Source organism: Paenibacillus flagellatus, from assembly GCF_003217775.1.
Classification (GTDB): Bacteria; Bacillota; Bacilli; order Paenibacillales; family NBRC-103111; genus Paenibacillus_AB; species Paenibacillus_AB flagellatus.
This window is the reverse complement of the sequence record NZ_QJVJ01000009.1, coordinates 21749-45413: the sequence shown is the minus strand read 5'-3', so window position 1 is coordinate 45413 and position 23665 is coordinate 21749. Positions and strand designations below refer to the sequence as shown.

Here is a 23665-nt window from a genome sequence, read left to right as displayed (position 1 = left end):
GCGTCGCACCGCTTGAGCCGGAAGTGCTCGCCAGTCTCAACGAACCTCATACTGAAAGCCTCGGGGACTTGATGAAGTCCCTTTTTATTTTACCTTTAGCGATGATACGGTTCCCCCCGCATTATCTTAAACGCCCGGTACACCTGCTCCACCAGCACCACGCGCAAAAGCTGGTGAGGGAACGTGATCCGGCCGAACGACAGCTTCTGGTCGGCCCGCTTCAGCACGTCGTCGGACAGGCCGATCGAGCCGCCGATGACGAAGGTGACGTGGCTCCTGCCGTACGTGCCGAGCTTGTCCAGCTGCGCCGCCAGCTCCTCGGACGTCCACAGGTGGCCGTCGATGGCCATGGCGATGACGTGCGTATCGGCCTTCAGCGCCGCCAAGATGCGGTCGCCCTCCCGCTGCTTCACCTGCAGCTCCTCGGCCTCGCTCAGCCGCTCCGGCGCTTTCTCCTCGGCGACCTCGGTGATCGCGAGCTTCGCGTAAGGCGCGAGCCGCTTCGCGTATTCGGCGATGCCGTCGCTCCAATATTTCTCCTTCAGCTTCCCGACCGCGACGATATGGATGTTCATTCCGTCATGTCCTCCCTCTGTTCCCTTCGCTCACAACGATGATAAGCACAAAAAGCGGGAGCCCTCGCAGGCTCCCGTCTCCGCACTTATATGACCAAATATTGCGGCTTCCGCTCGCACCGCTCGCACGTAGCGGGCGGCTCCCAGGCGGTGAAGCGCACTTCGTTCAGATCGTAAATGTCCGGAGCTTCCTCGTACTCGTCGACGAACATGTCGATCGCGAGCTCCACGTGTTCCTTGCAGACGACAAACATCGATTAGTCCTCTTTCTTCTCGCCGAGTTCGACCGTGACGGTCGCTTTTTTGCCGTTCCGATAATACGTCACCTTGATGCTGTCGCCGATCTTCTTCTGGCCGTACAAATATTGGCGCAGCGTGACGTTATCGGCGACCGGCTTCCCGTCCAGCTCCGTGATGACGTCGTTCGTCGCGAGTCCGGCTTCCTTGGCCGGACCGACCGCGTCGATGACGATAAGACCATTTTTGACCGAATCGGGCAGTTTTAAAACCTCCGCTCCTTTGTAAGAGCGAAGCGGGTCGGTCGTGATGCCCATATACGGCCGCTTGACCTTGCCGTATTGGATGAGGCTTGCGATCGTCTCCTTCGCGGAGTTGATCGGAATCGCGAAGCCGAGCCCCTCGACTCCCGTCTCGGCCACCTTCATGCTGTTGATGCCGATCACTTGGCCGTCCAGGTTGACGAGCGCCCCGCCGCTGTTGCCTTGGTTGATCGCGGCGTCCGTCTGGATGACGTCCATCTCCCAATCGTAGTTGCCGTCCCCGGCGAACGAGATCGGGATTTTCTGATGCGGCGAGCTGATGACGCCGACCGTCGTCGTCTGGGCGAACCGCAGCCCGAGCGGGCTGCCGATGGCGATCGCCGTCTGGCCCGCCTTCAGCTTCTCCGAATCGCCGAATTCGGCGTACGCCTTGATCCCGGCGGAATCGATCTCGATGACCGCCAAGTCGGTAATCAAATCTTTCCCCTTCAGCTTCGCCTTCCGGTGCTCGCCGGTCGCCAGAATGACCTCGATCTGCGTCGCCGACTGCACCACATGGTTGTTCGTGACGATGTACGCGCGGTCCCCGTCCTTTTGGAACAACACGCCCGAGCCGATGCCGATGCTTTGCGCTTCGGTGCCCCCTTCGTCCTTCATCGCGCTGACGATGCTGACGACGGCGGGCTTCACCTGCTCGACCGCGCCGACGATCCGATCTTCCTTCCACTGGTAGCTGTCACCCGTCGTCATGACGGGTACCGCGGCCGACCGGTCCGGCTCGTCGCGATGCGTGCCGATGCCGATCAGAAGCGAAGCCATCAGGAGCGCGGCGGCCGCGCCGGATACCGCCACGACGGCAGGCATCCCGCTGCGGCTGCGCCTGACGTCGGAAAACGCCGTGCCGTTGTGCGTCCAACGGGGCTTCCGGGGCAGCTTCGTCGTGTAGAAGTCGTCGTCAAACAAACTCATGCCCGCCCTCTCCTCTCGATGGCTCACTCTATGGATTTCCCCGATTTCCTTTGCGAAAAAAGAGGAATGTTTTCGCTTCTAGCAGCCTATACTTAGTAATACGAAAACGCTACTTCTATTTTACTAGATTTGCAGCGAAAGTTCGAGCCGGTTTCCCCGGAAAAAAGGAGAGAAAACGTTCCATGAATCGCATCCGCCCCCATCTGCAAGAAGTGAACATGATCGGCAAGCTGGCCGACTTGAAGGAGGAGCATTACCGCAATACGCTGCTCGTCACCGCCCTGATGGATTTGCTGATCGAGAAGGGCGTCATGACCCGCGACGAAATCGAAGCCCGCATGGCCGACCTCGACCGGATTATGATTCCCGACCCAACCTATCCCATCTCGTAGGCCGGTCGAAGTACGTATCCTTGAGCTCGACCTTGCGCTCGTCGGCGTGAATGCCGCGGTCCTCTAATAGGTTATTCACCGTCAGCTTGGCCAAATCCATCATGTTGTGATCGCGGCTCAAATGCGCCAAATACACCGTCTCCGTCTGCCCGGTCAATATGTCGCACAGCGCTTCCCCGGCCGCCTCGTTGGACAGATGGCCCGTATCGCCGAGAATGCGCCGCTTGATGTTCCACGGATACCGGCCCATCCGCAGCATCTCGATATCGTGGTTCGATTCGAGGATGATCGCGTCGGAGTCGGCAATCTTCTCCTTCACCTTGCCGCTGACGTAGCCGAGATCGGTCGCGAGACTCAGCTTGTGCTCGCCGTCGAAGAAGCAGTAGCCGACCGGCTCGGCCGCGTCATGCGAGATCGCGTACGACTCCACCTGCAGGCTGCCGAACTCGACGACGCTGCCGGTCTCCATCACGACCATCTTCTCCTCGGCCAGCTCGCCGAGATGCTTGTGCAGCGCTTCCCACGTCTTCTCGTTGGCGTAGACGGGCAGGTCGTGCTTGCGCGCCAGCGCCCCCACTCCCTTGATATGGTCGGAATGCTCATGGGTGATCAGGATCGCGTCCAGCTCTTCGCCCTTCACGCCCCGCTCCTCCATCAGCTGCTCGATCTTCTTCGCGCTCAGTCCCGCATCGACGAGCACCTTCGTTCCTTCGTGATCGACGAGCAGCGAATTCCCCGTGGAGCCGCTCGCCAATATCGTATACCGCAATGTCATCGACAATCCCCTCTTGTCCGTTCTCCTCTTACCCTCTACGGCTTCTTCGCGCCGTACGGGACGTTCTCCACGTCCCCGCGGAACGCGTGCACGTAGTAGATGTCCCCGTTCTCCAGCGCCACCCGCCAAGCCGGAAATGCGGGCAGCGTCGACCATTTCTCCGTATCGAAAAACTGGCCGTGATACCCGATGCGCACGTCCGTCACGACCGAGCCGCTCGGCAAATATTTCTCCGCCAACGTCCGCAGCACCGTATGCGCGGAGATGACCTTCCGCTCCTCCTTCGATTCCGACGCCGTGTCGAGCTCGGCGAACGCCTGGCGGTAGCCGGTCACTTCCCCGTTCGTGACGTACAGCTCCAGATTGACGTCGAACAGCGGGTATTCCCCGATCATTTGGTTCATCATGAACATGCCGTCCTTGCTCGTAATCCGGTCGTACGCGTACGACTCGATTTTCGGAATCGCCCGGCTCGCCAAATCTTTGAGCGATCCTTTGCTTAGGAACAAATTGTAGCGGATCGGCTCGGACAGCGTAATTTTGCGCCCATACGTCTCCCCGTCGACCCACTTGACGACGATCTCCCGCATCTTGGGCGAATCCTTCGGCACCTCCGCCGTCATCTTGATCCCCCGGTTCACCAGAATCCGGTTCAGCTCCTGCTCCACGTCGGCCGACGACTGCTTCGACTCGCCGATCACGTTCCATTTCCCGATCCACAGCTCATAGCCGAGCAGTACGTTTAACGCCAGGAAGGACAAAATAAAAATCGTTTTCGCCCGGCTCCAATCCATCGTACCTTTGCACCCCCGTTCGTTGGGCGTCCGTTTATTTCAAAATATCGTACGTCCCGTCGCGAAGCTCCACCGCCCACACCGGGTTCAGCTCCATGAACTTGTCCTGGACGATCGGCTGGTACGCCGGCGTAATGCCGACGACGAAGCTTTTGCGCGAATAGCCGTTCAGCATGTCGTCCAGCGTCTTGCCGCCCGGAATCGTTCGGAGCGAGCGCTCGACCTTCGACGTATCGAACATGATCATGGACCGCTCGTAGTTGGCGACGATCCGGTTTTGCAGCGTGATGCGGATCAGACCGAAGCCGTCGCTCCGGTCGCTGACGATCGGATACGAATCGTAATATTGGCGGAATGTGAACTGCTGGCGGCCGATCAGCTGCGTCTGCGGAATCGATTTGACCAGGAAGCTGCCGTTCCAGCCGCCGTGCTGGTTGATGAATTGGACGGCCGCGTTCAAGTTTTCGCGCACGTCGTTGCGGCTGTCGACCGTCGGGATCGGGTCGGAATACGCCATCCACAGCTGGTCCGGCTTGATCTGCAGCCCCCGCTTCCCGTCCGTGTACCGCTCCAGGCCGTCCTTGTCCCGGAAGTTGCGCGTATTGCGCGGATCGACGAACAGCGTCTTCTGCAGCTGATCGATCGGCATCGTATTGATCCCGATCCGGTATCGGGGCACCTCGAGCGGCGCGTCCGGCAAGTAGAAATCGTCCTTGGCGTGGTACGTGCCCTGCAGCTCGCCGAAGCCGACCATCTGCTCGACGTTCTTATTGTTCAGGTCGGCCCGGGCCTCGTACGTGTTGTATTCGGTCAAGAAATACGTTCGGACCTCCTCCGCGTCGCGGTTCACGTAGATCCAGATCCGGTTGACCGACTCGCTCTCGAGCGGCAGGTCCCCCTTCAGCTGGAGCACGGTGCGCAGAATCCCGAACGGAATGCCGCTGCGGAACCGGACTTCCACGCCCTGCTGCTTGTTCCGGATTTCGTCCCAATCGACGGCCGTCAGCACCGGCGCATTGCGGCGGAAGTTGTCGAACGTCCGCCCCCGGAGCATCTTCATAATCTCCTTGTAATGCGAATGGTTCGGGTACAGCACCGTATGTGTCTGCTTACCGGTATGAAGCACGATCAAGTCGGGGAAAATCAGCTCCTCCGCCGTCATCTGCGTGCCGATCAAATCCGTCTCCACATACTCCGCCTGATTCGTCGGCATCGGTCTCGGCGAGTTGAAAATGAGCATATAGCTTTGCAGCAAGCTCGCCAGCACGAGGAAGGCGAGTACGGCCGTCTTGATTTTCTCGATCATACCGCTTCACCTTCCATCTGCTGGACCGGCAGCGCGAACGTGACGCGCGTCCCATGGCCGAGCTCGGACTCGAGCGAGATCGTTCCGCCGTGCGCCTTTACTATTTCCCGGGCAATGGATAGACCGAGTCCGGTACCGCCCATATTGCGCGACCGGGCCTTGTCCACCCGGTAAAACCGGTCGAATATTCGCGACAAATCTTTGCGCGGTATGCCGATGCCGTTGTCTTGAACGGATATTTCGAGCCATTCTCTCTCCGTCCGGCGAGCCCGGATGACGATGGCCCCTCCCTCCGGCGTATATTTGATCGCGTTCGATACAAGGTTGTCGAGCACTTGGTCGATTTGGTCGCGATCGAGCATGACGTCGCGGATGCCGGCCTCGACCTTGATCTGGATCGAAATGTCCTTCTGATCGAGCTGGAACGAGAACCGGTCGGCCACTTCCTCGAGCATGTCGGGAATGTGGGTCGGCTCCTTGCTGACCATCGCCTTGCGCGAATCGAGGCGGGACAGATGGAGCAGGTCGTTGACGAGCCGGATCATCCGCTCCGTCTCGTTGCGCATGACGCCGACGAACCGGTGCGCGAGCGTCGGGTCCTCGATCGCCCCGTCGTCCAGCGCCTCCAGATAGCTCTTCATCGTCGTGAGCGGCGTCCGCAGCTCATGCGATACGTTGGCGACGAATTCGCGGCGCGCGTCCTCCAGCTTCTCCTGCTCGGTGATGTCCTGCAGCATCGCGATCGTGCCGGTAATGCCGATATCCCGCCGATGAATCGGCGTGAAGACGACCCGGATCGTTACGAAATCCCCCTCTTCCTCGTCGGCGACCTGAATGGTCGCGGATTGGCGCTCCCCGCTCACATGCTTGGCGATCTGCTCCTTCGGAATGCCCAGCACGTCCGATATGTCGCGATCCGTCACATCCTCGCTACCGATATTCAACATCCGCTTCGCCCGGCGGTTGACGACGATGACCTTCCCTTGGTCGTCCGTCGCGATGACGCCGTCGTTCATGTTCGACAGGACGGAGGAAAGCTTCTCCTTCTCCTCTTCGTTCAGCGACAGCGCTTCCTTCAGCCGGTTCGTCATATGATTGAAGGCGTTGCCGAGCTGGCCGATTTCGTCCGGCCCTTTCACCGACACCCGCTGATTGAAATTGCCGTCGGCCATCGCCGACGCCTGTCTCGTAATTTCCTTGATCGGATTCGTAATCGTATGCGACAGGATGACGCCGAGGATGACCGTCAGGACGAGAGCGATGACCGTGCCGGACAAGAAAATTTTGTTGATCCGGTTCATCGTCCCGTACAGCGGCTCCATGGACGCTTCGATATAGACCGCGCCCATCACCTTCGTTCCTTCCCCGACCGGCTGCGCCACGATTTTGCGCCGGTTGCCTTCCGCGTCGATCGTCTCCGACTCGATGTCCTTGATGCCCTGCAGCGCCGAGATCACTTCGTTCTGCAAGTTTTTTTGCCCGATCCGGGCCGACTGGGTTTGCAGCGACGTCGTCAGGACGAGCCCGTTCGCATCGATAATCTGAATTTCCGCGTCGCTGATGTTGAACAGGTTGTTGACGATTTCGTTCAGATCGGCGAACGACTTCTTCCCCTCCGCCGTCGCGCTTCCGGCGTCCTGGCTGGCGTTCAGGTACGGCTCCGCGAAGCCGGCCAGCAAATACGCCTGCTTGTTCAGCGAGTCGGTGAAATTGTCGATGAACGACCTCTCCATCGTCCGGACGAAGTAGACGCCGATCAGCTGCATCGCCATCAGGATGAGCAGGACGTAGATGATGATGATTTTGCTCTGTACCGTCTGGAAGAAACGGGGACCTCTCAATGGAACGCGCCTCCCGTTTTCGGGTTGCGCATCATATAGCCCAGCCCGCGGCGCGTCATGATGTATTCGGGGCGGCTCGGATCGTCCTCGATCTTCTCGCGCAGACGCCGGATCGTCACGTCGACCGTGCGGACGTCGCCCAAATATTCGAAGCCCCACACCGCCTGCAGCAAATGCTCGCGCGTCATGACGCGGCCGCAGTTTTTCGCCATATAGTAGACGAGCTCGTACTCCCGATGGGTGAGATCGAGCGTCTGGCCGTCCTTGTAAACCAAATACATATCCGTGTCGATCATGAGCCGGTGAACGCGCAGCCCGGTCGGCTCCGCCGCCTCCTGCTGGCTCTGGGCCGACTTCGACTGCCGGCGCAAATGCGCCTTCACCCGCGCGAGCAGCTCCCGCGTGCCGAACGGCTTCGTCACGTAATCGTCCGCGCCGAACTCGAGTCCGAGCACCTTGTCGACCTCGGAGTCTTTGGCCGTCAGCATAATGATCGGCGTATCCTTCTTCGCGCGCACTTCGCGGCATACGTCCATGCCGTCCTTCACCGGCAGCATGATGTCGAGCAGAATAAGGTCCGGATCCTCGGAGAACGCCAGCTCCACCGCCGTGCCGCCGTCGAAGGCGCAGACGACCTGGTAGCCCTCTTTTTCCAGATTGAACTTCAATATTTCCGCGATCGGCTGCTCGTCGTCGACGACCAATATTTTACCGTGCATCGTATTCACCGCCCGTCTTCGATTCTATCCCATTCGAATACCTCTATATTACCATACCTGGCGTTTCAAATCGCGCCGGTTCGGGTAATAGTCAAATATAACCAAGCGCATCCGACGAAAAAAGACGCAGAGCCGATTCGAGTCGACCCTACGCCTTTGGAACGCCGTATATTCAGGAAAAAGTGCCCGGATTAGCGGGATAAAAATTTCAAAGGATTTTCCGCAACGCCGTTGCGTTGAATTTCGAAGTGCAGGTGGACGCCGGTCGAGTCGCCGGTATCGCCCATGATGCCGATTTTCTCGCCTTTCTCGACGATCTTGCCTTTGGACGTCTCGATCTTGCTCATATGCCCGTAAACGGTCACGTAGCCGTTCTGGTGGTCGATGACGACCTTGTTGCCATAGCCGTCGCCCTTGTCGCCCGTGTAGGTGACGATGCCGTTGTCGGCGGCCAAAATGTTCTTGTTGCCCGTAATGTCGACGCCCTTGTGCAGCTTGCCCCAGCGCATCCCGAAGTAATCGGACAGCTTGGCGCTCACGACCGGCCATACGAACTTGCCGGTGCCCTCGCCCAAGACGACTTTCGTGCCTTTCTTCGCGTACTCCGGAATCGGCTGCTCGACCACTTCTTCGCCGATCAGCTCCTGATCCATCATGTAGCCGTTGCCCTTCGTGATGAGGAACGTCACCTTCTTCAGGCCGTTCTTGCCGGGCTTGATCGTTTTCGTCTCCCCGGCGCGCATCGTATCGTCTTTCTCGTAGATGATCTCGTGCTGGATCTCCTGGCTCTCGACGACTTTCTCGACCGTCCGTACGGTGAGCGCCGGCTTCAGCATCGTCACGTCGAGCACGTCGCCGACCTTGATCTTATCGTCTTGAATCCACGGATTTTTCTCGTAAATGACCTGCTTGGAAATGCCCAGCTTCTTGGCGATGCAGGAGACGCAATCTCCCTTGACGACCGTATACTTCGTCGGCGCCACGCCGCCGGTCTCGAGCTTGCGCACCAGGTCGTCCGGATTCATGATCTGCTCCGGCTTGATCTCGGTAATCGGCGTTTCGACGCTCTCCACGAAATCGACCGATTGGAGCGCGGTTTCGCCGATCTGCGGCTCGGGTGCGGCGGACAGCACGGATACGCGGCTGCCGTCTTTTTTCTGCGGAACGTACTTGTCCTTGATCCGGTTCAATACCTCGTCGGCAACTTCCTTATCCTTCACGATGCCGACCACCTCGCCGTTGACGACGAGCTGCACGCCGACGGCGTGCGACTTCAGCATCCCGTCCAGACTGGCCAGCGCGGCTTGATCGTCGCTTTCGGCTCTGAAAGCCTTTTCAGGTTTGTAGGTAACCTCATCGGTATTCAACACCATATGTACGTTCGGGTTTTGCTCTTCCAGCTGCTTCACTTTGCCGAGCATAAAGTCTTCGACGACCTTCGGATCACTGACCGTGCCGGCCTGTTGATCCCCGACGTAGACGTGATACACCTCGTAGGTGTGCAGCTTGACGTATTCGTTGCCTCCTACGGAAAGAGAGGCTAAAAGTCCTAGGGCGCCGACGCCCTGCAATAAACGAAGTTTGGTAGACCGTAGCAGCGATTCGGTGCGATGAAGAGGGCGTCGTTCCCTGATACGTTCAGTCAAGCTTCCGTATCGGGCTTTGGAGAACAAACGCTTCGTCGCCGAGAGCGTTCTCTTCGCCCAATCCTTACCCTTGAATGCGTTCATGAATGTCTCCTCTTACATTGGTTTTTTACGAAACTTGGCAACATTCGGCAACAAAAGCCGACACCAACGTTTCTACTTTACCACAGTCCGTCCATCCGTTTCAACTTTCTGCGGCAAAGACCCGTGAGAGGATCGTGAAGGAGAACGACGTCTACGGCGGCAAGGAGTCCGCTCTTCTGCCCGATCGTTATGGCGAATCTAGTATTTGTTCACAATATCCATCAATTTGGCGTATTCGTCCGGTTGTACGTATTGTTCCACGATCTTCTTCATCTCTTCCAGCTCCGAGGACGTAATCCCATCCTCGATCATTGTCGAAAGATGTTGAACCTGCTCCTGCGGCAGCCGGGAAACGAGCATGGAAAACACGGCCGACTTGTCTTCCTCCGACAGCTTATCCCGCTTGGTCAAAAACTGCTCCTCGCTCATGACCACTTTTTCTTTTTTGGCGGCCTCCCCCGTTCCGGTTTGGGACCAGGCGGCGACGGCATCGTCTTGCGGCGGCGTCGTTACGGTCTTGCCCGTATCGGGCTGCGGCACACTCTCCTTTCCCGCTTGCGGCGTTGCCCTCTGACCTAATATATTCGACTGCGTCCACAATTTGACAACAAATTCAGAAAGTTCGATTTTATTTTCCGGAAGCACCGCCTGAAACGGCTTCAACAGCTCCTGTACGTAAAAATTGACCAAATAAAACGTCGTTACCGCCGATATGCACGCCGCGAGCGCCGCCGTCACCAGCACTTTCCCGAACCAACCCAACAGTTTCATGCCGCCACTCCCATCCTAGAAGCTATTCTCCTACACGATTACTAGTAGCAGTATTGACGAAATGACGGGGGTTGAAACGGTCGGGCGGCGACGTTCCGCACCCGAACGGTACGCCCGTCCAGCCGGCCCGGTGCGGACAAGCGCAAAAAAACCGCCCCCGCCAGCCTAAGGCTGATGCGGGAACGGCTCGGTTGCTCGTTCTTATGCGTATATCGGGCGAACAAGGTTCGTCTGTTCGCGGTTGCGGCCGACGGAGAAGATCGAGATCGGGATGCCGGTCAGCTGCGATACCCGCTCCACATAGTGGCGGGCCGCCTCCGGCAAATCCTCGAGCGATTTCGCCCCGGAGATGTCTTCCTTCCAGCCCGGCAGCTCCTCGTAGACGGCGGTGCACTCGGACAGCATTTTCAGGCTGGCCGGGTAATGCTCGATCTTCTGCCCGCGGTATTCGTAGTGCGTGCAAATTTTGACCGTATCGAGTCCGGTCAGCACGTCGATCGAGTTGAGCGACAGGCCTGTAATACCGCTGACCCGTCTCGCGTGACGGACGACGACGCTATCGAACCAGCCGACCCGGCGCGGACGTCCGGTCGTCGTGCCGTATTCGTTGCCCTTCTCGCGAATCCAGTCGCCGGTTTCGTTGGTCAGCTCGGTCGGGAACGGACCGTCGCCGACACGGGTCGTGTACGCCTTGGCGACGCCGATAATTTGATGGATCTTCGTCGGGCCGACGCCCGAGCCGATGCAGACGCCGCCGGCCGTCGGGTTGGACGACGTGACGAACGGATACGTCCCTTGGTCGATGTCCAGCATGACCCCTTGAGCGCCCTCGAACAGCACCCGCTTGCCTTGATCGATCGCGTCGTTCAGCACGACCGACGTATCGGTGACGTACTTGCGGATTTTCTCCGCATAGCCCAAATATTCGGTCAAAATCGATTCGACGTCCAGTCCTTGTCCGCCGTACACCTGCTCGATGAGCGTGTTCTTCTCGGCGACGAGATGGCGGAGCTTCCGCTCGAATTCCTCGGCGTCCATCAGGTCGGCGATCCGGATGCCGTTGCGGGCCGCCTTATCCATGTAAGCCGGTCCGATCCCTTTGCGCGTCGTGCCGATCTTGTTCGCGCCCTTGCGGTCTTCCTCCAGCCCGTCGATGAGCAGATGGTACGGCATGATGACATGGGCGCGATCGCTGATGCGCAAGTTGTCCGTGGAGAAGCCGTTCTGGTGGATGTATTCGATTTCCTCGATCAGCGCGGCCGGGTTGATGACCATCCCGTTGCCGATGACGCAAACTTTATTCGTATAGAAAATTCCGGATGGAATCAAATGCAGCTTATATTTCTTATCCTGGATCAAAATCGTGTGTCCGGCATTGTTGCCGCCCTGATATCTGGCGACGACTTCGGCCGTTTCCGCCAAAAAGTCGGTAATTTTGCCTTTACCTTCATCGCCCCATTGGGATCCGACCACAACTACGGTTGACATGCGCATACCCCCAAGTTAAGGTGTGACGACACACCGAGATCACCGCTTTGTCTCGCCAAGGCGGCATTTTCAGTGTACCAGTCGCCCTGTGGAAAGTCAAATAAAACGCGAACAATTAGACGAACACCCCAACGAACGTTCGGAAATCGTACATAATTACCCGCTAAAATCGCCCCATCCCGCCGAAAAACGACAAAGGCTTCCGCGACCCCTGGGATGGAAGTCCTTCCCCAAGCGTCGCGGAAGCCCGATATCCGCCGTCAGCCCGCTCCGGCCGCCACTTCCTGGTGCGTCCGGTCCAAGCTGACGAACTTGTTGTAGTTTTTCAGAAACGCCAGCTCCACGGTGCCGACCGGGCCGTTCCGCTGCTTGGCGATAATGATCTCGATGATGTTTTTCTTCTCCGACTCTTTGTCGTAGTAGTCGTCGCGGTACAGAAACGCCACGATGTCGGCGTCCTGCTCGATCGAGCCCGATTCCCGCAAGTCCGACATCATCGGACGCTTGTCCTGCCGCTGCTCGACGCCCCGGCTCAGCTGCGACAGCGCGATGACCGGCACGTTCAGCTCCCTCGCGATCTGCTTGAGCGTCCGCGAGATTTCCGCGACTTCCTGCTGCCGGTTGTCGCCGGCTTTGCCCCGGCCCTGGATCAGCTGCAGGTAATCGATCAGAATCATGCCGAGCCCTTTCTCCTGCTTCAGCCTCCGGCACTTGGCGCGAATATCCGCCACGGTGACCGACGGGGAGTCGTCGATGTAGATGTTCGCCTCCGACAGCGTTCCGATCGCCATCGTCAGCTTCTCCCAATCGTCGCCCTCCAGCTGGCCGGTCCGCATCCGCGTCGCATCCACGTTCGCCTCCGCACAGATCATCCGCTGGACGAGCTGTGCTGCGCCCATCTCGAGACTGAAGATGGCGACCGTCTCCTTCGCCCGGACGCCGACGTTCTGCGCGATATTCAGTGAGAACGCCGTCTTCCCGACGGAAGGACGCGCCGCGACGATGATCAGGTCGGAGCGCTGGAAGCCGGACGTCATCCGGTCCAGATCGGGGAACCCGGACGGGATGCCGCTCGAGCCCCCTTTGTTCGAATACAGAAACTCGACTTTCTCGAACACTTCCATCAGGACGTCGCGGATCGAGATGAACCCGCTGCCCGACTGGCGCTGCGATATTTCCAGGATGCGCTTCTCGGCGTCCCCGAGCAGGCTGCTGACATCCTCTTCTCCCGCGTAGCCGTCCGTGACGATTTGCGTCGCCGTGCGGATGAGCCGCCGCAGCATCGACTTCTCCTCGACGATCTGCGCGTAGTAGTCGACGTTCGCCGCGGTAGGCACCGCGTTCGCCAATTGGCTCAAGTAGCCGACCCCGCCGATCCCCTCGAGCTGCTGGTTGTCCTGCAGCCGGGCGGTCAGCGTGATCAGGTCGATCGGTTCGTTCTGCTGCGCCAGCTCCAGCATGGCGCCGAATATTTGCTGATGGGACGTCCGGTAGAAGTCGTCGCTGCCGATGCGCTCCATGACGGTAATGAGCGCGTCGCTGTCCAGCAGGATCGCTCCGAGCACCGCCTGCTCCGCCTCCAGGTTCTGCGGCGGAATGCGATTTTCGAGAAACATCTCCCCGTTCATGACTGTCTCCCTCTTTCGCGTGGTCCGATCATTCTTCCGTTACTTGCACCCGCAGCTGCGCCGTTACGTCCGGGTACAGCTTCACCTTCACGTTCATCGTACCGAGCGAGCGGATGGCGTCGTTCATTTCGATTTTGCGCTTGTCGAGGTGAACGCCCTTCTTCTCCAGCTCCTCGGCGATTTGCTTGCTCGTGATCGAGCCGAACAGCCGTCCGCCTTCGCCCGCCTTCGTCTTGATGACGACCGTCATCTCGCCGAGCTGCTCCGCGAGCTTCTGCGCGTCCGCCTTCTCCTGCGCCTTGCGCTTCGCTTCGGCTTGCTTCTGATGCTCGAGCTGCTTGACGTTTCCTTCCGACGCGGGCGCCACCAGCCCTTTCGGCATCAAAAAGTTGCGTACGTAGCCTTCCGACAGTTCCTTGACTTCGCCTTTTTTCCCCTGGCCCTTCACGTCTTTCAAAAAGATCACTTTCATTCGAACAGCCCCTCCTCTTCGTTCATGTCCTCCAACACCCGCTTCAGCTTCGCGAGCGCCTCCTCCACCGTACCGTCCAGCTGCGTCGCCGCGTTGGTCAGGTGGCCGCCGCCGCCGAGCCGCTCCATGACGACTTGGACGTTGATCTGCCCGAGCGACCGGGCGCTGATGCCGATCAAGCCGTCCGTCCGCTCGCTGACGACGAAGGAAGCCATAATATCCGTCATATTGATAAGCGTATCGGCAACCTGCGCAATTAGCAATTGGGAATATTTCCGCCCCGGCGACGTCGCCGCAATCGCAATATGGTCGTAGACGATTTCCGCGTGCTTGATAATTTCCGCCTTGCGGATGTACTGCTCCAAATCTTCCTTCAGCATGCGCTGGACCAAACCCGAATCGGCTCCGTTGCGCCGCAGGAACGACGCCGCCTCGAACGTCCGCGCCCCGGTGCGGAGCGCGAAGCTCTTCGTATCGACGACGATGCCGGCGAGCAGCGACGTCGCCTCCAGTACGTCCATCGTCAACCGGTCATGGAAATATTGCAGCAGCTCGGTGACGAGCTCGCACGTCGACGAAGCGTACGGCTCCATATAGACGAGCGTCGCCTCGCTGATAAATTCCTCGCTCCGCCGGTGATGGTCGATGACCACGATGCGGTGCGTCTGCTGAAGCAGCTTCGGCTCCGCGACCATCGACGCCTTGTGCGTATCGACGACGACCGCCAAGCTGCGCGGCGTCGCGATCTGCATCGCCTGCTCCGGCGTAATGAACCACCGGTACAGCTTCTCGTCCTCCTTGATCGCCTCCATCAGCTTCTGGATCGACGGGTTGATTCCTTCGAGGACGATGTAGCCTTCCTTCTGGCTCACCTGCACCGCCTTCAGCACCCCGATCGCCGCCCCGATCGCATCCATATCGGGGATCCGGTGACCCATGATGACGACCTTGTCGCTGTCTCGGATCAAGTCCCGCAGCGCGTGCGAGATGACGCGGGCGCGCACGCGGGTCCGCTTCTCCACCGCATTCGAGCGGCCGCCGTAGAACGACAGCCGCTGCCCGACCTTGACCGCCGCCTGGTCGCCGCCGCGTCCGAGCGCCATGTCCAAGCTCGTCTGCGCCAGCTGACCCAGCTCGATCAGGCTGTCGGAGCCGGCGCCGATTCCGATGCTGAGCGTGAACGGCAGCTTGTGCTCGATCGTCAAGTCGCGGACGTCGTCCAATATTTCGAACCGCGACTGCTCCAGCTGCTTGAGCGATCGGTTGTTCATGAAGATCAGGAACCGGTCCGAAGCCGTCCGGCGAATGTAGACCGCATGTTTTTGCGCCCAGCTCGTCAATTCGCCCGTTACCTTCGCCAGCATGACGCTCCGGCTCTGATCGTCCATCCCTTGCGTCGCTTCGTCCAGATTGTCGAGCATGACGATGCCGACGGCGATCTTCTCTTCCTCGTACTTCCGGGTCAGCGAGATAAGCGCGGTCACGTCTTGGAAATACAGAAGCCGGTGCTCCGCCTTCACCTGCACTTGGTAAATCTGTTTGCCGACGGTCAGCTCGAGCTTCTGGTCCTTGTCGTCCTTCCCCTTCAGCCCCGGCAGCAGCTCGTGCAGCGGCTCCCCGATCAGCGATTCCCGGTCCAGCATCCGGCCGGCAAAGCCGTTGTGCCATTCCACCATCCGGTCTTCGTCGTACAGAATGATGCCGATCGGCAGCTCGTTGAACACCTCGTTGCCGGCTTTCTTGATCCGATGGGACAACGTCCCGACATACTGGTTCAGCCCTTTGCGGAACGCCCTCTCCGCGGCCAGCGTGTAATAAGCGAGAACGCCGCCCAGGACGAGCCCCACCGCTCCGAGCACCCACTCGTAAAAGAAGAGCGCGATCGACAGCAGCAGGATGACGATCGACGACCAGTAAATATGGAGGCCGTGCCAGCGATTCAACAAAAACTTCGGCATACGTCTCGCTCCTAACCGACTAAGATTTCTTCAGTCTGCCCCGGATCGGGAAAGCGATATCGAACAGGCCGAGCAGAGTGAACAGCTGCATGAGCCCCGGAATGACCATCATGAGCAGCGACGATACGATCGCGATGGCAATCGGCACGCCCCGGGACCAGCCTCGCGCGTCCGCGACGAAGAAGAAAAACGCGAACGCCTGGATCGTAAAGGCGAACATGAGCAGCGGGAATACGTTCAGCAGCACCATCGCGATCATCGAGCCGTTCGGCTCCGTGAAGATGAAGCTCAGGACGAGGGCGACCAAGTAATACCAGACGAACGATTTCGGCAGCATCCATTCCTTCGCCGGACGAAGTCCCGGGATGGGCTCCCCGGCGCGAATGAGCGCCTTGCGTCCGAGCCAATGCGTCACGACGCTGAAATAAGCGGACATGCCGATCAAATAAAGTGGCAGAAGCTGGATCATGACCTCGATCACTTGATCGATCAGATGCTCGGGGAGCATCTGGCGAAGCTCCGCGGGCAGCGTCTCCATACTGCTCCGCACGAATTCCCGCATCTCGTCGGTCACGTGGACGCCGAACAGCGTAAGCAGCACGAGGAACAGCAGCATTTGCGCCAGAAACGCCACCGTCCCCCCGGTCAGCACCGAACGGGCGGCCGCCTTCCTCTTATACAGAATCCCCATCACGATGCTCGGGATCAATAGAAACAGCGAGTAGATCGCGGCGATCGTACCGAGCGTCCCCGCGCCGAACAACGCGGTAACGCCGTAGACGGCCAGCAGCGCGAGCGCGTAATGCAGGACGAACCGTCCCCCATCCAGCCGGACGAACAGATAGACGACCGGGATCATGGCCAGGCTCATCGCCACCATAATCAGCGGCGTGAAAAGTAGCAGGAGCAGCACCACCAGGATAAGGCTCCAAAGCAACGACTGCTTGTTCAACGACACGTCACCTCTCGACGAATCAGGCGTTCCGGCCCCGGCTTGCAAGAACGGCTCCTTTTTCGGTTATGAAACAAATTATAGCATAAACGCCGGGCAGTGTCCCGTCGCCCCCGGGCGCCTCGATCAGGCGGCCGAATTCGGCTCGAGGATCGGATCAAGCAGGTAATCGGGCCGGCGGAAACGAATAGAAAGAATAGCAATCATCCTTTTCCGAACGGAGGAACCCTTTTGAAAGCTTCCCGACTCTTGTCGCTAGGGCTGGCCGTCAGCCTGCTGCTGGCCGCTCTCGCTCCCGCCTCCCTCGCCGCCGATTCGGCTCCGCCGTCGACGTCGTATGTCGCCTTCGGCGATTCGCTGACCGTCGGCTACGAGCCGGGCAAGTCCGCGGACGATATCCCGTACGGCTACGTGGACCGCGTCTACGAGCAAGCGCTGCTGCGCGGACGCGCCGAGATGATCAACTACGGCATCGCCGGCTTGAACAGCCTCGGCTTGAAAAACTTGCTGGACGCCGTCACGGCCGAGAAGCTCGTCAAAGGCGCGGACATCCAGCCGAATTTGCCCGACCCTCGCGCCGACCAAGTCGTAAGCGACACGAAGGCGCTCAAAGCCGATATCGCTTCGGCTTCCGCCATCCTCATCACGATCGGCGGCAACGATTTCGGCGCCGGTATCATGACGGAGGCCGCCGACTGGACCGACGCCCAGCTCGATGCGTTTGCGGCCGACAAAATCAAAGCGTATAGCGATAATCTTACGTCGGTTCTGGACGATATATTCGCCATCAACGGAAAAGTACGCGTCTATGTAGCCGACCAGTATTCGCCTTTCCCGAATATCAACAAATCGCTGTACGAGCGGCTGCAAAAGCTGAAGGACCGGTTTACCGAGAAGCTGAACGAAATCGCGAAAGGCTACGGCGCCACAAGCATGAGCGTGACAGCCGTTCCCGTAGCCGACGCCTTCGTCGGCCATGAAGGCACTTATACGCACATCGCCTCGCGCGACATTCATCCGAACCAGAACGGGTATGCCAAAATGGCCGAATTGTTCTCGAAGGCAATTTGGGGCGATTACCGCTCCGTAACGGCTGATTCGGATAGCAGCCCTATAACCGTCTTCGTCGTCGGCCGCACGGTGGATACGCCGCACGTGCCCGCTCTGCTTCAGGGCAGCACGTTCGTTCCGCTGCGCGAGTACGCCGAATCGCTCGGGGCGACCGTCGATTGGGACCAAGCGACGAATACGGCTACCGTTCGGTATAACGGCAACAGCGTCGCCCTTACGATCGACTCCAAGACAATTTCCGTCAACGGCTCCGCCCGGTCGATCGACACCGATCCGCCCCATGCCCACGAGAGCGCCGGCGAGACGAAAACCTACATTCCGCTCCGGCTGATGGCCGAAGGACTCGGCTTCGACGTGAAGTACGTGCCGCAGAGCCGTACCGCCTATATCAATCGGTAACCGGTTATTCGCAACGTACATGCCGAAAAGGCCACCCGACGGGTGGCCTTTCCTCATATCGCCTCACTCGGTTATTGCGCCTCCAGCAGCTCCCGCATCCGTTTGCGGGCGCGGTGCACGAGCGTCTTGACCGCGTTTTCGGAACAGCCGATATGCTCCGCGATTTCCCGGTACGATAGCCCCCGCTGCGCCAGCATGAGCAGCACCTGGCGATCCCGCGGCTTCAGCTCGCCGAGCGCCTCGCGGATTTCCGTCCGCAGCTCCGCTCCCAGAGCGAGACCTTCCGGCGACGGGCCCGTCATCGGCATGTCCGGAATCGACTCCAGCGGGACGTGAAGCGCCCTCCGCTTCTTCCTCCACTGGTCAACGAACAGGTGGTAGCCGGTCTTGAACAGCCACGCCTTCGCCGTTTCCGGCTTGACCTGCTTCTCGTACAGCCGGATAAACGCTTCCTGCGCGATATCGGCGGCGTCGTTCTCGTTGCCCGTCCGGAGCATCAAATAGCGTTGCAACGGAATTTGATAATTATGATAGACGTTTTGAAACGTGTATTCTTCGTTCGATACCATAGCCGTCAGCCTCTCCACTCTCTTTTTGGCTTACGGGTATCATTGTACCTGCCAAACCTTAAGGAGAAAGGAGCGGAATTCTTAACTTTCTCTTAAAAACCGGTGCCCATTTCCTTAAAAACGAAAAGACAGAGCGCCAGGGCTCTGTCTCTCCAACACCGATCTCGAGGATTACTCCGTCGTATACGGCAGCAATGCGATTTGACGCGACCGCTTGATGGCGATCGTCAGCATCCGCTGGTATTTCGCGGAAGTTCCGGTCACGCGGCGAGGCAAAATTTTGCCGCGCTCGCTGATGAACTTCTTCAGCGTCTCGATGTCTTTATAGTCAATGTGAGTAATTTTATTAACCGTGAAGTAGCACACTTTGCGGCGTTTGTTGCGGCCGCCTTTTTTCGAGAACTTGCGTTCGCTGCGCTCTTCTCCGCCCTCACGTCTGTTGTTCATGCGAGATTCATTCCTTTCTGCCTAGAATGGCAAATCATCATCGGAAATATCGATGGGTTTTCCGTCGTCCGAGAACGGATCCTGATTGTCCCGTGCACCGCCGCCGTAGCGGTTTCCGCCGCCACCGCCGCCGTAACCCCCGCCGCCAGTGCCGCCGCCGCTTCCACCCGACTCCTCGCGGTTCGCCGCGCTGTTCGGCGACTCCAAGAACCGCACGTTATCGGCCACAACTTCGGTCACGTATACCCGCTTGCCCTCGTTGTTGTCGTAGTTGCGAACTTGAATACGGCCTTCCACCGCGGTCAATCGGCCCTTGCGCAAGTAATTCGCGCACGTCTCCGCCAATTGGCGCCAGGTGACGACCGGAATAAAGTCGGCTTCGCGCTGGTTTTGCTGGTTCGAGAACGGCCGGTCTACCGCAATCGTGAACTGCGTAACGGCTACGCCGGACGGCGTATACCGCAGCTCCGGATCGCGCGTCAGCCTGCCGATCAGAATAACACGGTTCAACAATCGAAACCCCTCCCTAACGATCGATCGACTACTGCTGCTGCGATGGATTAAGCTACGTCTTTGACGATCAGGTAACGAATGATTTCGTCCGAAATCTTCATTACGCGGTCAAGCTCAGCGATGACTTCGTTCGTAGCGTTGAAGTTAACCAACACATAGATTCCGTCACGGAACTTGTTGATCTCATACGCAAGACGGCGCTTGCCCATTACGTCGTGCTTCGTAATCTCGCCACCGTTGTTGATGATGCCTTGGAATTTCTCGATCGTCGCTTGAACGGCTTCTTGCTCGATGTCCGAGCGAATGATGTACATCACTTCGTATTTGCGCATGGATATTCACCTCCTTTTGGACTAAAGCGGCTTCCGGATCGTCCGGAAGCAAGGAGCGGGCTTTGCTGTCAAAACTCGCACCTTACAACTATATCAAAATCATTCCGACAATACAAGTCGAATCGAGGCGGTCACCGCACGGAAGTCCCATGCAAAAAATGGGCGCCGCCCTCCGGCATGTTTTCCCCCCGGGATTCGCACCCTAATTGGTGCAGCATCCATATTCCGAACCCGACCGGAGGTGAACGACATGGGAGAGCAAACCGAGTTCAAGCCCGGCATGAGAGCGCCGAACAGCGGGACTTATATCGAAATCGGCGAGAACGACTTCCATATGGGCATTACGAATCCGAAGCAAGTTCATTTGGAGCAAGGCGAGAAATTTCCGGAGACGACGAATAAGGACCGGAAATGGACGAAGAAGGGCAACGGCTAACCCTGTACCCGTGGACGCCTTCTACCCGCTTAGGAGGCCGTCAGACGCTTCGTTGCTCTTCTTGATAGAAGCGTTCCATTTCGCCCATGATGTAAAAAGGGAGCTTGCCGCTCCCTTCCCCTACCCCGCCGCAATGTTCGGTCCAATAAAAAAATACGCGTCTTCACGCGTATTCGTCTTTCCCTTGTTAAGGGTATGAGGTACGGAAAGGGTGGGATTCGAACCCACGCACGCCTTGCGACGCCTAGCTGATTTCGAGTCAGCCCCCTTGGGCCTCTTGGGTACCTTTCCACATCGGCCATGTCCCATAAAAATGGGGACAAGAGGTATTATAGCACCCCTTTCGAGGGAATGCAACCCCTTTTCCCCACAACGTTTTGAACCAAATTATGTCGCTTCCGGCTCGTCCTTCGCAGCCGAGCGGAGCACCTTTTTCATCTTCTTCTCGAACTCGGCTCGCGGGATGAGCACGCTATGCTTGCAGTGGACGCACTTGATCCGGATGTCCATTCCCATCCGAATAATCTCCCATTCGTTCGTGCCGCACGGATGCGGCTTCTTCATCTGTACAACGTCGCCGAGCTCGAACTGCTTTTTCTCCACCGGTTTCCCCTCCGTTCTACTCCCTTTCGTCTCGGTCCCTTATCCGATCTTCTTCAACCCATGCTCGTTCAGCGCCTGCATCAGCTCCAGATTGAGCACCCGCATCGCTTCCCCCTGACCGTTGGGACGACATTCCGCCGTTACCCGGATCGTGACCTCCGCGCTCGTAACGGCCTGTACGCCGAGCACGCTGGGCTCCTTCACGATCGCGTCGCAGCTCTCGTACACCCGGTGAACCGTTTCCTTCGTCACCGCCAGCGCTTTCGCCAGATCGGCCTCATAAGCGACCGTCACATCGACGACCGCCAGCGAATTGTGCGTCGAGAAATTGGTCACCTGCGTGATGAGCCCGTTCGGAATAATGTGAATTTCGCCGGTCCAGCTGCGAATGCGGGTGACCCGAATGCCGATTTCCTCAACCGTTCCCTTGAAATTGCCGGTTTGGACGACATCCCCCACGGCAAACTGGTCTTCAAAAATAATGAAAAATCCGGTTATAACATCCTTCACCAAGCTTTGAGCACCGAAACCGATCGCGAGACCCAATACGCCGGCCCCTGCCAAAATCGGCGCCAAATTGAATCCGAACTGCGACAGGACCAAAATGATGACAAAGAAATTGATCGTGTACGAAATCAAGTTGCCGACAAGCCTGCCGATCGTTTTCGTCCGGCGTTGATCGAACTTGAGCGGACTTTTCTCTCTCTCCTGTACCATATGCGATACGGCACGCCGCGTAATCGCGTTGGCGATACGTCCGCCAATGTAGATAATGAGTACTTTTACGGCGATGATGAGCCATACCGTCCAGTTGGCCGGATCGACGATATAATTCCATGTTTTTTGCTTGAAGTCGGTCCATGTGCTTATATCCATGAGCAAGGCCAGCGCCTTCGTTTCCATCTGTCGTACCTCCCGTTTCTACTCCCATGGCAGCGGCTCGTATTTGCCGCCGATTTGTCTGAAAATTCCGCGAACTTCTACCTGCTCATCCTTAATGATTTTACGAACCGTTTCCAGCTCATCCCCCGGAAAATCGATCGACAGCGCGCAGCCGGCCGTAATCTCTTTCGGCGTCGGACGGATATCGATTTCGATGTCCGCGTATTCGAGCAGCATCTCTGTTCGCAGTGCTTGCTGGGTCGAATCGAATGCGATCAGCAACGTTTCCATTGGTCCTCTCTCCCGCCCGTCGTCTATCCGAAAATGTTGTCCCGTTTCTCTCTTAATGCGACGTATAAACAAGCTCTCTTTTTCGTATACTAGTAAAAATTGCAAGCCTTACGATCAAGGGAGGAACGACCATGAAATTCTCGCTCGGATTTCTCGGCAATAAAACCGATCCCGCCTCGTACCGGTTCAACTACAACGATCCAGACGTCGTCGATTCGTTGACCCAGCGGTTGTACCACTATTTTATCCAAGTTCCTGCCCATCAACAAATCGTCTTCGTATGTATCGGCACGGATCGGTCGACCGGGGATTCTCTGGGTCCGTTGATCGGCTCTCATTTGAAAAAGCATCATTACAGCGGCCTTCATCTGTTCGGCACGCTGGACGACCCGGTTCATGCGATGAATTTGGCCGAGACGGTCTCGGAGATTGAACGTCTGTACGACTCCCCTTACATCGTCGCGCTCGACGCCTGCCTTGGACAAGTATCCAGCGTCGGCTGCATTACCGTCGCAGACGGCCCCGTAAAACCCGGAGCCGGCGTGCAAAAGGAGCTGCCGGCATTAGGCGATATGCATGTGACGGGGATCGTCAACGTCGGCGGGTTCATGGAATATTTCGTCCTGCAAAATACGAGGCTCAGCGTCGTGATGAAAATGTCCGAAATCATTTCCCGTTCCTTGTTCCGTGCTCTTATGCTCGCTCGACGGATCACTTCGCTGCCGGTCCCAAACATCGATTGATCGCTTCTTTTTCTTCGGGGGTGAGCGCATATTGGGATTGGCCGGCCGTAATCGGCTTTGCGTACAAATACGTATCGTCCCGGCTGTGGATACCGGTCAGCACGAGGCCGTCCTGCGTTTCGCTCAAAATGGCGATCGAGAAACTGAGATCGGACCCTCTATCGCCGAATGCGTTATACCGGATCATCCCCACTCTCGATTGCATCGACTTCATGTTCGATTCGATCGCGCCGACACGTCCGTTCAGCTGTCCGAATCCGTCCGACAGCCGCTCCAGCCTTTGCTGATGATCGATCAAGAGCTGCTCCAAATCGGGCACGTTGACGCTTTGCATCATGCTTTTATACAATTTCCGGAGCTTGGACAGCTTCACCCATAAAACGAGGACGAGCGCCAACAAAATGGCCAGCACGACTAGAACGAGCGCAAGCAATAAGGACGGTTGCAACGAATCCAGCCATTCGTTCATGCGATCTTCCTTCTTTCTCTTTTTTCGATCGGTGGGGCTC

The 23665-nt window shown here is 58.1% G+C and carries 27 protein-coding genes and 1 tRNA gene; 4 read left to right on the top strand and 24 right to left on the bottom strand.

What is annotated here, in order from left to right; genetic code table 11:
• Positions 1-95 precede the first annotated feature (95 nt).
• From rlmH to DLM86_RS19725, 3 genes are all read right to left on the bottom strand, one after another.
• Positions 96-575 (bottom strand): 23S rRNA (pseudouridine(1915)-N(3))-methyltransferase RlmH, encoded by a 480-nt coding sequence (gene rlmH / locus DLM86_RS32785; RefSeq protein ID WP_110841786.1) that lies wholly within the window; start codon positions 573-575, stop codon positions 96-98.
• 86 nt (positions 576-661) lie between these two features.
• A complete protein-coding gene (locus tag DLM86_RS19730) occupies positions 662-829 on the bottom strand; it encodes a CxxH/CxxC protein (RefSeq protein WP_110841785.1) in 168 nt (55 codons plus the stop codon).
• A 3-nt stretch (positions 830-832) separates the two neighbouring features.
• Positions 833-2044 (bottom strand): S1C family serine protease, encoded by a 1212-nt coding sequence (locus tag DLM86_RS19725; RefSeq protein WP_110841784.1) that lies wholly within the window; start codon positions 2042-2044, stop codon positions 833-835.
• Between the two features lie 182 nt (positions 2045-2226).
• Here DLM86_RS19725 and DLM86_RS19720 point away from each other — a divergent pair, with 182 nt between their 5' ends.
• Positions 2227-2436: a hypothetical protein gene (locus tag DLM86_RS19720; RefSeq protein WP_110841783.1), complete on the top strand. Its 210-nt coding sequence runs from the start codon at positions 2227-2229 to the stop codon at positions 2434-2436.
• Here the strand turns inward: DLM86_RS19720 and DLM86_RS19715 are convergent.
• The 12 genes from DLM86_RS19715 to DLM86_RS19660 form a co-directional block, all read right to left on the bottom strand.
• Complete coding sequence (locus DLM86_RS19715; RefSeq protein ID WP_110841782.1) at positions 2402-3211, bottom strand: MBL fold metallo-hydrolase; 810 nt, start codon at positions 3209-3211, stop codon at positions 2402-2404. The two genes, DLM86_RS19720 and DLM86_RS19715, sit on opposite strands and share 35 nt — an antisense overlap.
• Before the next feature lie 35 nt (positions 3212-3246).
• On the bottom strand, positions 3247-4005 hold the full coding sequence (gene yycI / locus DLM86_RS19710; RefSeq protein ID WP_110841781.1) for a two-component system regulatory protein YycI: 759 nt from the start codon (positions 4003-4005) through the stop codon (positions 3247-3249).
• A 34-nt stretch (positions 4006-4039) separates the two neighbouring features.
• Positions 4040-5311 (bottom strand): YycH family regulatory protein, encoded by a 1272-nt coding sequence (locus DLM86_RS19705; RefSeq protein ID WP_110841780.1) that lies wholly within the window; start codon positions 5309-5311, stop codon positions 4040-4042.
• Positions 5308-7152 (bottom strand): cell wall metabolism sensor histidine kinase WalK, encoded by a 1845-nt coding sequence (gene walK, locus DLM86_RS19700; protein WP_110841779.1) that lies wholly within the window; start codon positions 7150-7152, stop codon positions 5308-5310. Before walK ends, DLM86_RS19705 begins: the two co-directional genes overlap by 4 nt.
• Positions 7149-7871: a response regulator YycF gene (gene yycF / locus DLM86_RS19695; protein WP_110842066.1), complete on the bottom strand. Its 723-nt coding sequence runs from the start codon at positions 7869-7871 to the stop codon at positions 7149-7151. The genes walK and yycF overlap by 4 nt, the downstream gene beginning before the upstream one ends.
• A 191-nt stretch (positions 7872-8062) precedes the next feature.
• Positions 8063-9601 (bottom strand): M23 family metallopeptidase, encoded by a 1539-nt coding sequence (locus DLM86_RS19690; RefSeq protein WP_110841778.1) that lies wholly within the window; start codon positions 9599-9601, stop codon positions 8063-8065.
• Between the two features lie 198 nt (positions 9602-9799).
• Positions 9800-10372 (bottom strand): hypothetical protein, encoded by a 573-nt coding sequence (locus tag DLM86_RS19685; protein WP_110841777.1) that lies wholly within the window; start codon positions 10370-10372, stop codon positions 9800-9802.
• A 201-nt stretch (positions 10373-10573) separates the two neighbouring features.
• The gene (locus DLM86_RS19680) at positions 10574-11860 is read right to left on the bottom strand and encodes an adenylosuccinate synthase (RefSeq protein WP_110841776.1); all 1287 of its coding nucleotides are present in this window, start codon (positions 11858-11860) and stop codon (positions 10574-10576) included.
• A 260-nt stretch (positions 11861-12120) separates the two neighbouring features.
• Positions 12121-13488: a replicative DNA helicase gene (gene dnaB / locus DLM86_RS19675; RefSeq protein ID WP_110841775.1), complete on the bottom strand. Its 1368-nt coding sequence runs from the start codon at positions 13486-13488 to the stop codon at positions 12121-12123.
• A gap of 28 nt (positions 13489-13516) precedes the next feature.
• Complete coding sequence (gene rplI, locus DLM86_RS19670; protein WP_110841774.1) at positions 13517-13960, bottom strand: 50S ribosomal protein L9; 444 nt, start codon at positions 13958-13960, stop codon at positions 13517-13519.
• Entirely contained in the window at positions 13957-15918 is a 1962-nt protein-coding gene (locus DLM86_RS19665) for a DHH family phosphoesterase (RefSeq protein ID WP_110841773.1), read from the bottom strand. Before DLM86_RS19665 ends, rplI begins: the two co-directional genes overlap by 4 nt.
• 19 nt (positions 15919-15937) lie before the next feature.
• Positions 15938-16870, bottom strand: coding sequence for a DUF2232 domain-containing protein (locus DLM86_RS19660; protein WP_146250258.1), 933 nt, complete (start codon positions 16868-16870; stop codon positions 15938-15940).
• Positions 16871-17101: 231 nt separating this feature from the next.
• On the opposite strand from DLM86_RS19660, the gene DLM86_RS19655 reads away from it, so the two are divergent.
• Positions 17102-18340: an SGNH/GDSL hydrolase family protein gene (locus tag DLM86_RS19655; protein WP_158289576.1), complete on the top strand. Its 1239-nt coding sequence runs from the start codon at positions 17102-17104 to the stop codon at positions 18338-18340.
• 71 nt (positions 18341-18411) lie between these two features.
• Here DLM86_RS19655 and DLM86_RS19650 read toward each other — a convergent pair whose 3' ends face one another.
• From DLM86_RS19650 to rpsF, 4 genes are all read right to left on the bottom strand, one after another.
• Positions 18412-18909, bottom strand: a complete 498-nt coding sequence (locus tag DLM86_RS19650) for an RNA polymerase sigma factor (RefSeq protein WP_110841770.1) — start codon at positions 18907-18909, stop codon at positions 18412-18414.
• Between the two features lie 171 nt (positions 18910-19080).
• Positions 19081-19356: a 30S ribosomal protein S18 gene (gene rpsR / locus DLM86_RS19645; RefSeq protein WP_110841769.1), complete on the bottom strand. Its 276-nt coding sequence runs from the start codon at positions 19354-19356 to the stop codon at positions 19081-19083.
• Positions 19357-19377: 21 nt separating this feature from the next.
• The gene (gene ssb / locus DLM86_RS19640; protein WP_110841768.1) at positions 19378-19869 is read right to left on the bottom strand and encodes a single-stranded DNA-binding protein; all 492 of its coding nucleotides are present in this window, start codon (positions 19867-19869) and stop codon (positions 19378-19380) included.
• 47 nt (positions 19870-19916) lie between these two features.
• On the bottom strand, positions 19917-20201 hold the full coding sequence (rpsF, locus tag DLM86_RS19635; protein ID WP_110841767.1) for a 30S ribosomal protein S6: 285 nt from the start codon (positions 20199-20201) through the stop codon (positions 19917-19919).
• A 250-nt stretch (positions 20202-20451) separates the two neighbouring features.
• Between rpsF and DLM86_RS19630 the strand changes: the two genes are divergently transcribed.
• Complete coding sequence (locus DLM86_RS19630) at positions 20452-20637, top strand: YjzC family protein (RefSeq protein ID WP_110841766.1); 186 nt, start codon at positions 20452-20454, stop codon at positions 20635-20637.
• A gap of 203 nt (positions 20638-20840) precedes the next feature.
• Here DLM86_RS19630 and DLM86_RS19625 read toward each other — a convergent pair.
• The 4 genes from DLM86_RS19625 to DLM86_RS19610 all read right to left on the bottom strand — a co-directional run bounded on the left by DLM86_RS19625 (position 20841) and on the right by DLM86_RS19610 (position 22413).
• Positions 20841-20928, bottom strand: a tRNA-Ser gene (locus DLM86_RS19625).
• Between the two features lie 96 nt (positions 20929-21024).
• Complete coding sequence (locus tag DLM86_RS19620; protein WP_110841765.1) at positions 21025-21240, bottom strand: DUF951 domain-containing protein; 216 nt, start codon at positions 21238-21240, stop codon at positions 21025-21027.
• A 39-nt stretch (positions 21241-21279) separates the two neighbouring features.
• Positions 21280-22143 (bottom strand): mechanosensitive ion channel family protein, encoded by an 864-nt coding sequence (locus tag DLM86_RS19615; protein WP_110841764.1) that lies wholly within the window; start codon positions 22141-22143, stop codon positions 21280-21282.
• Between the two features lie 18 nt (positions 22144-22161).
• A complete protein-coding gene (locus DLM86_RS19610; protein ID WP_110841763.1) occupies positions 22162-22413 on the bottom strand; it encodes a putative Se/S carrier protein in 252 nt (83 codons plus the stop codon).
• Between the two features lie 131 nt (positions 22414-22544).
• Between DLM86_RS19610 and yyaC the strand changes: the two genes are divergently transcribed.
• The gene (yyaC, locus tag DLM86_RS19605) at positions 22545-23156 is read left to right on the top strand and encodes a spore protease YyaC (protein WP_110841762.1); all 612 of its coding nucleotides are present in this window, start codon (positions 22545-22547) and stop codon (positions 23154-23156) included.
• Here yyaC and DLM86_RS19600 read toward each other — a convergent pair.
• Positions 23125-23625 carry a DUF4446 family protein gene (locus tag DLM86_RS19600; protein ID WP_110841761.1) on the bottom strand — a complete coding sequence of 167 codons (501 nt, stop codon included), beginning with the start codon at positions 23623-23625 and terminating at the stop codon, positions 23125-23127. The two genes, yyaC and DLM86_RS19600, sit on opposite strands and share 32 nt — an antisense overlap.
• Between the last annotated feature and the right edge of the window lie 40 nt (positions 23626-23665).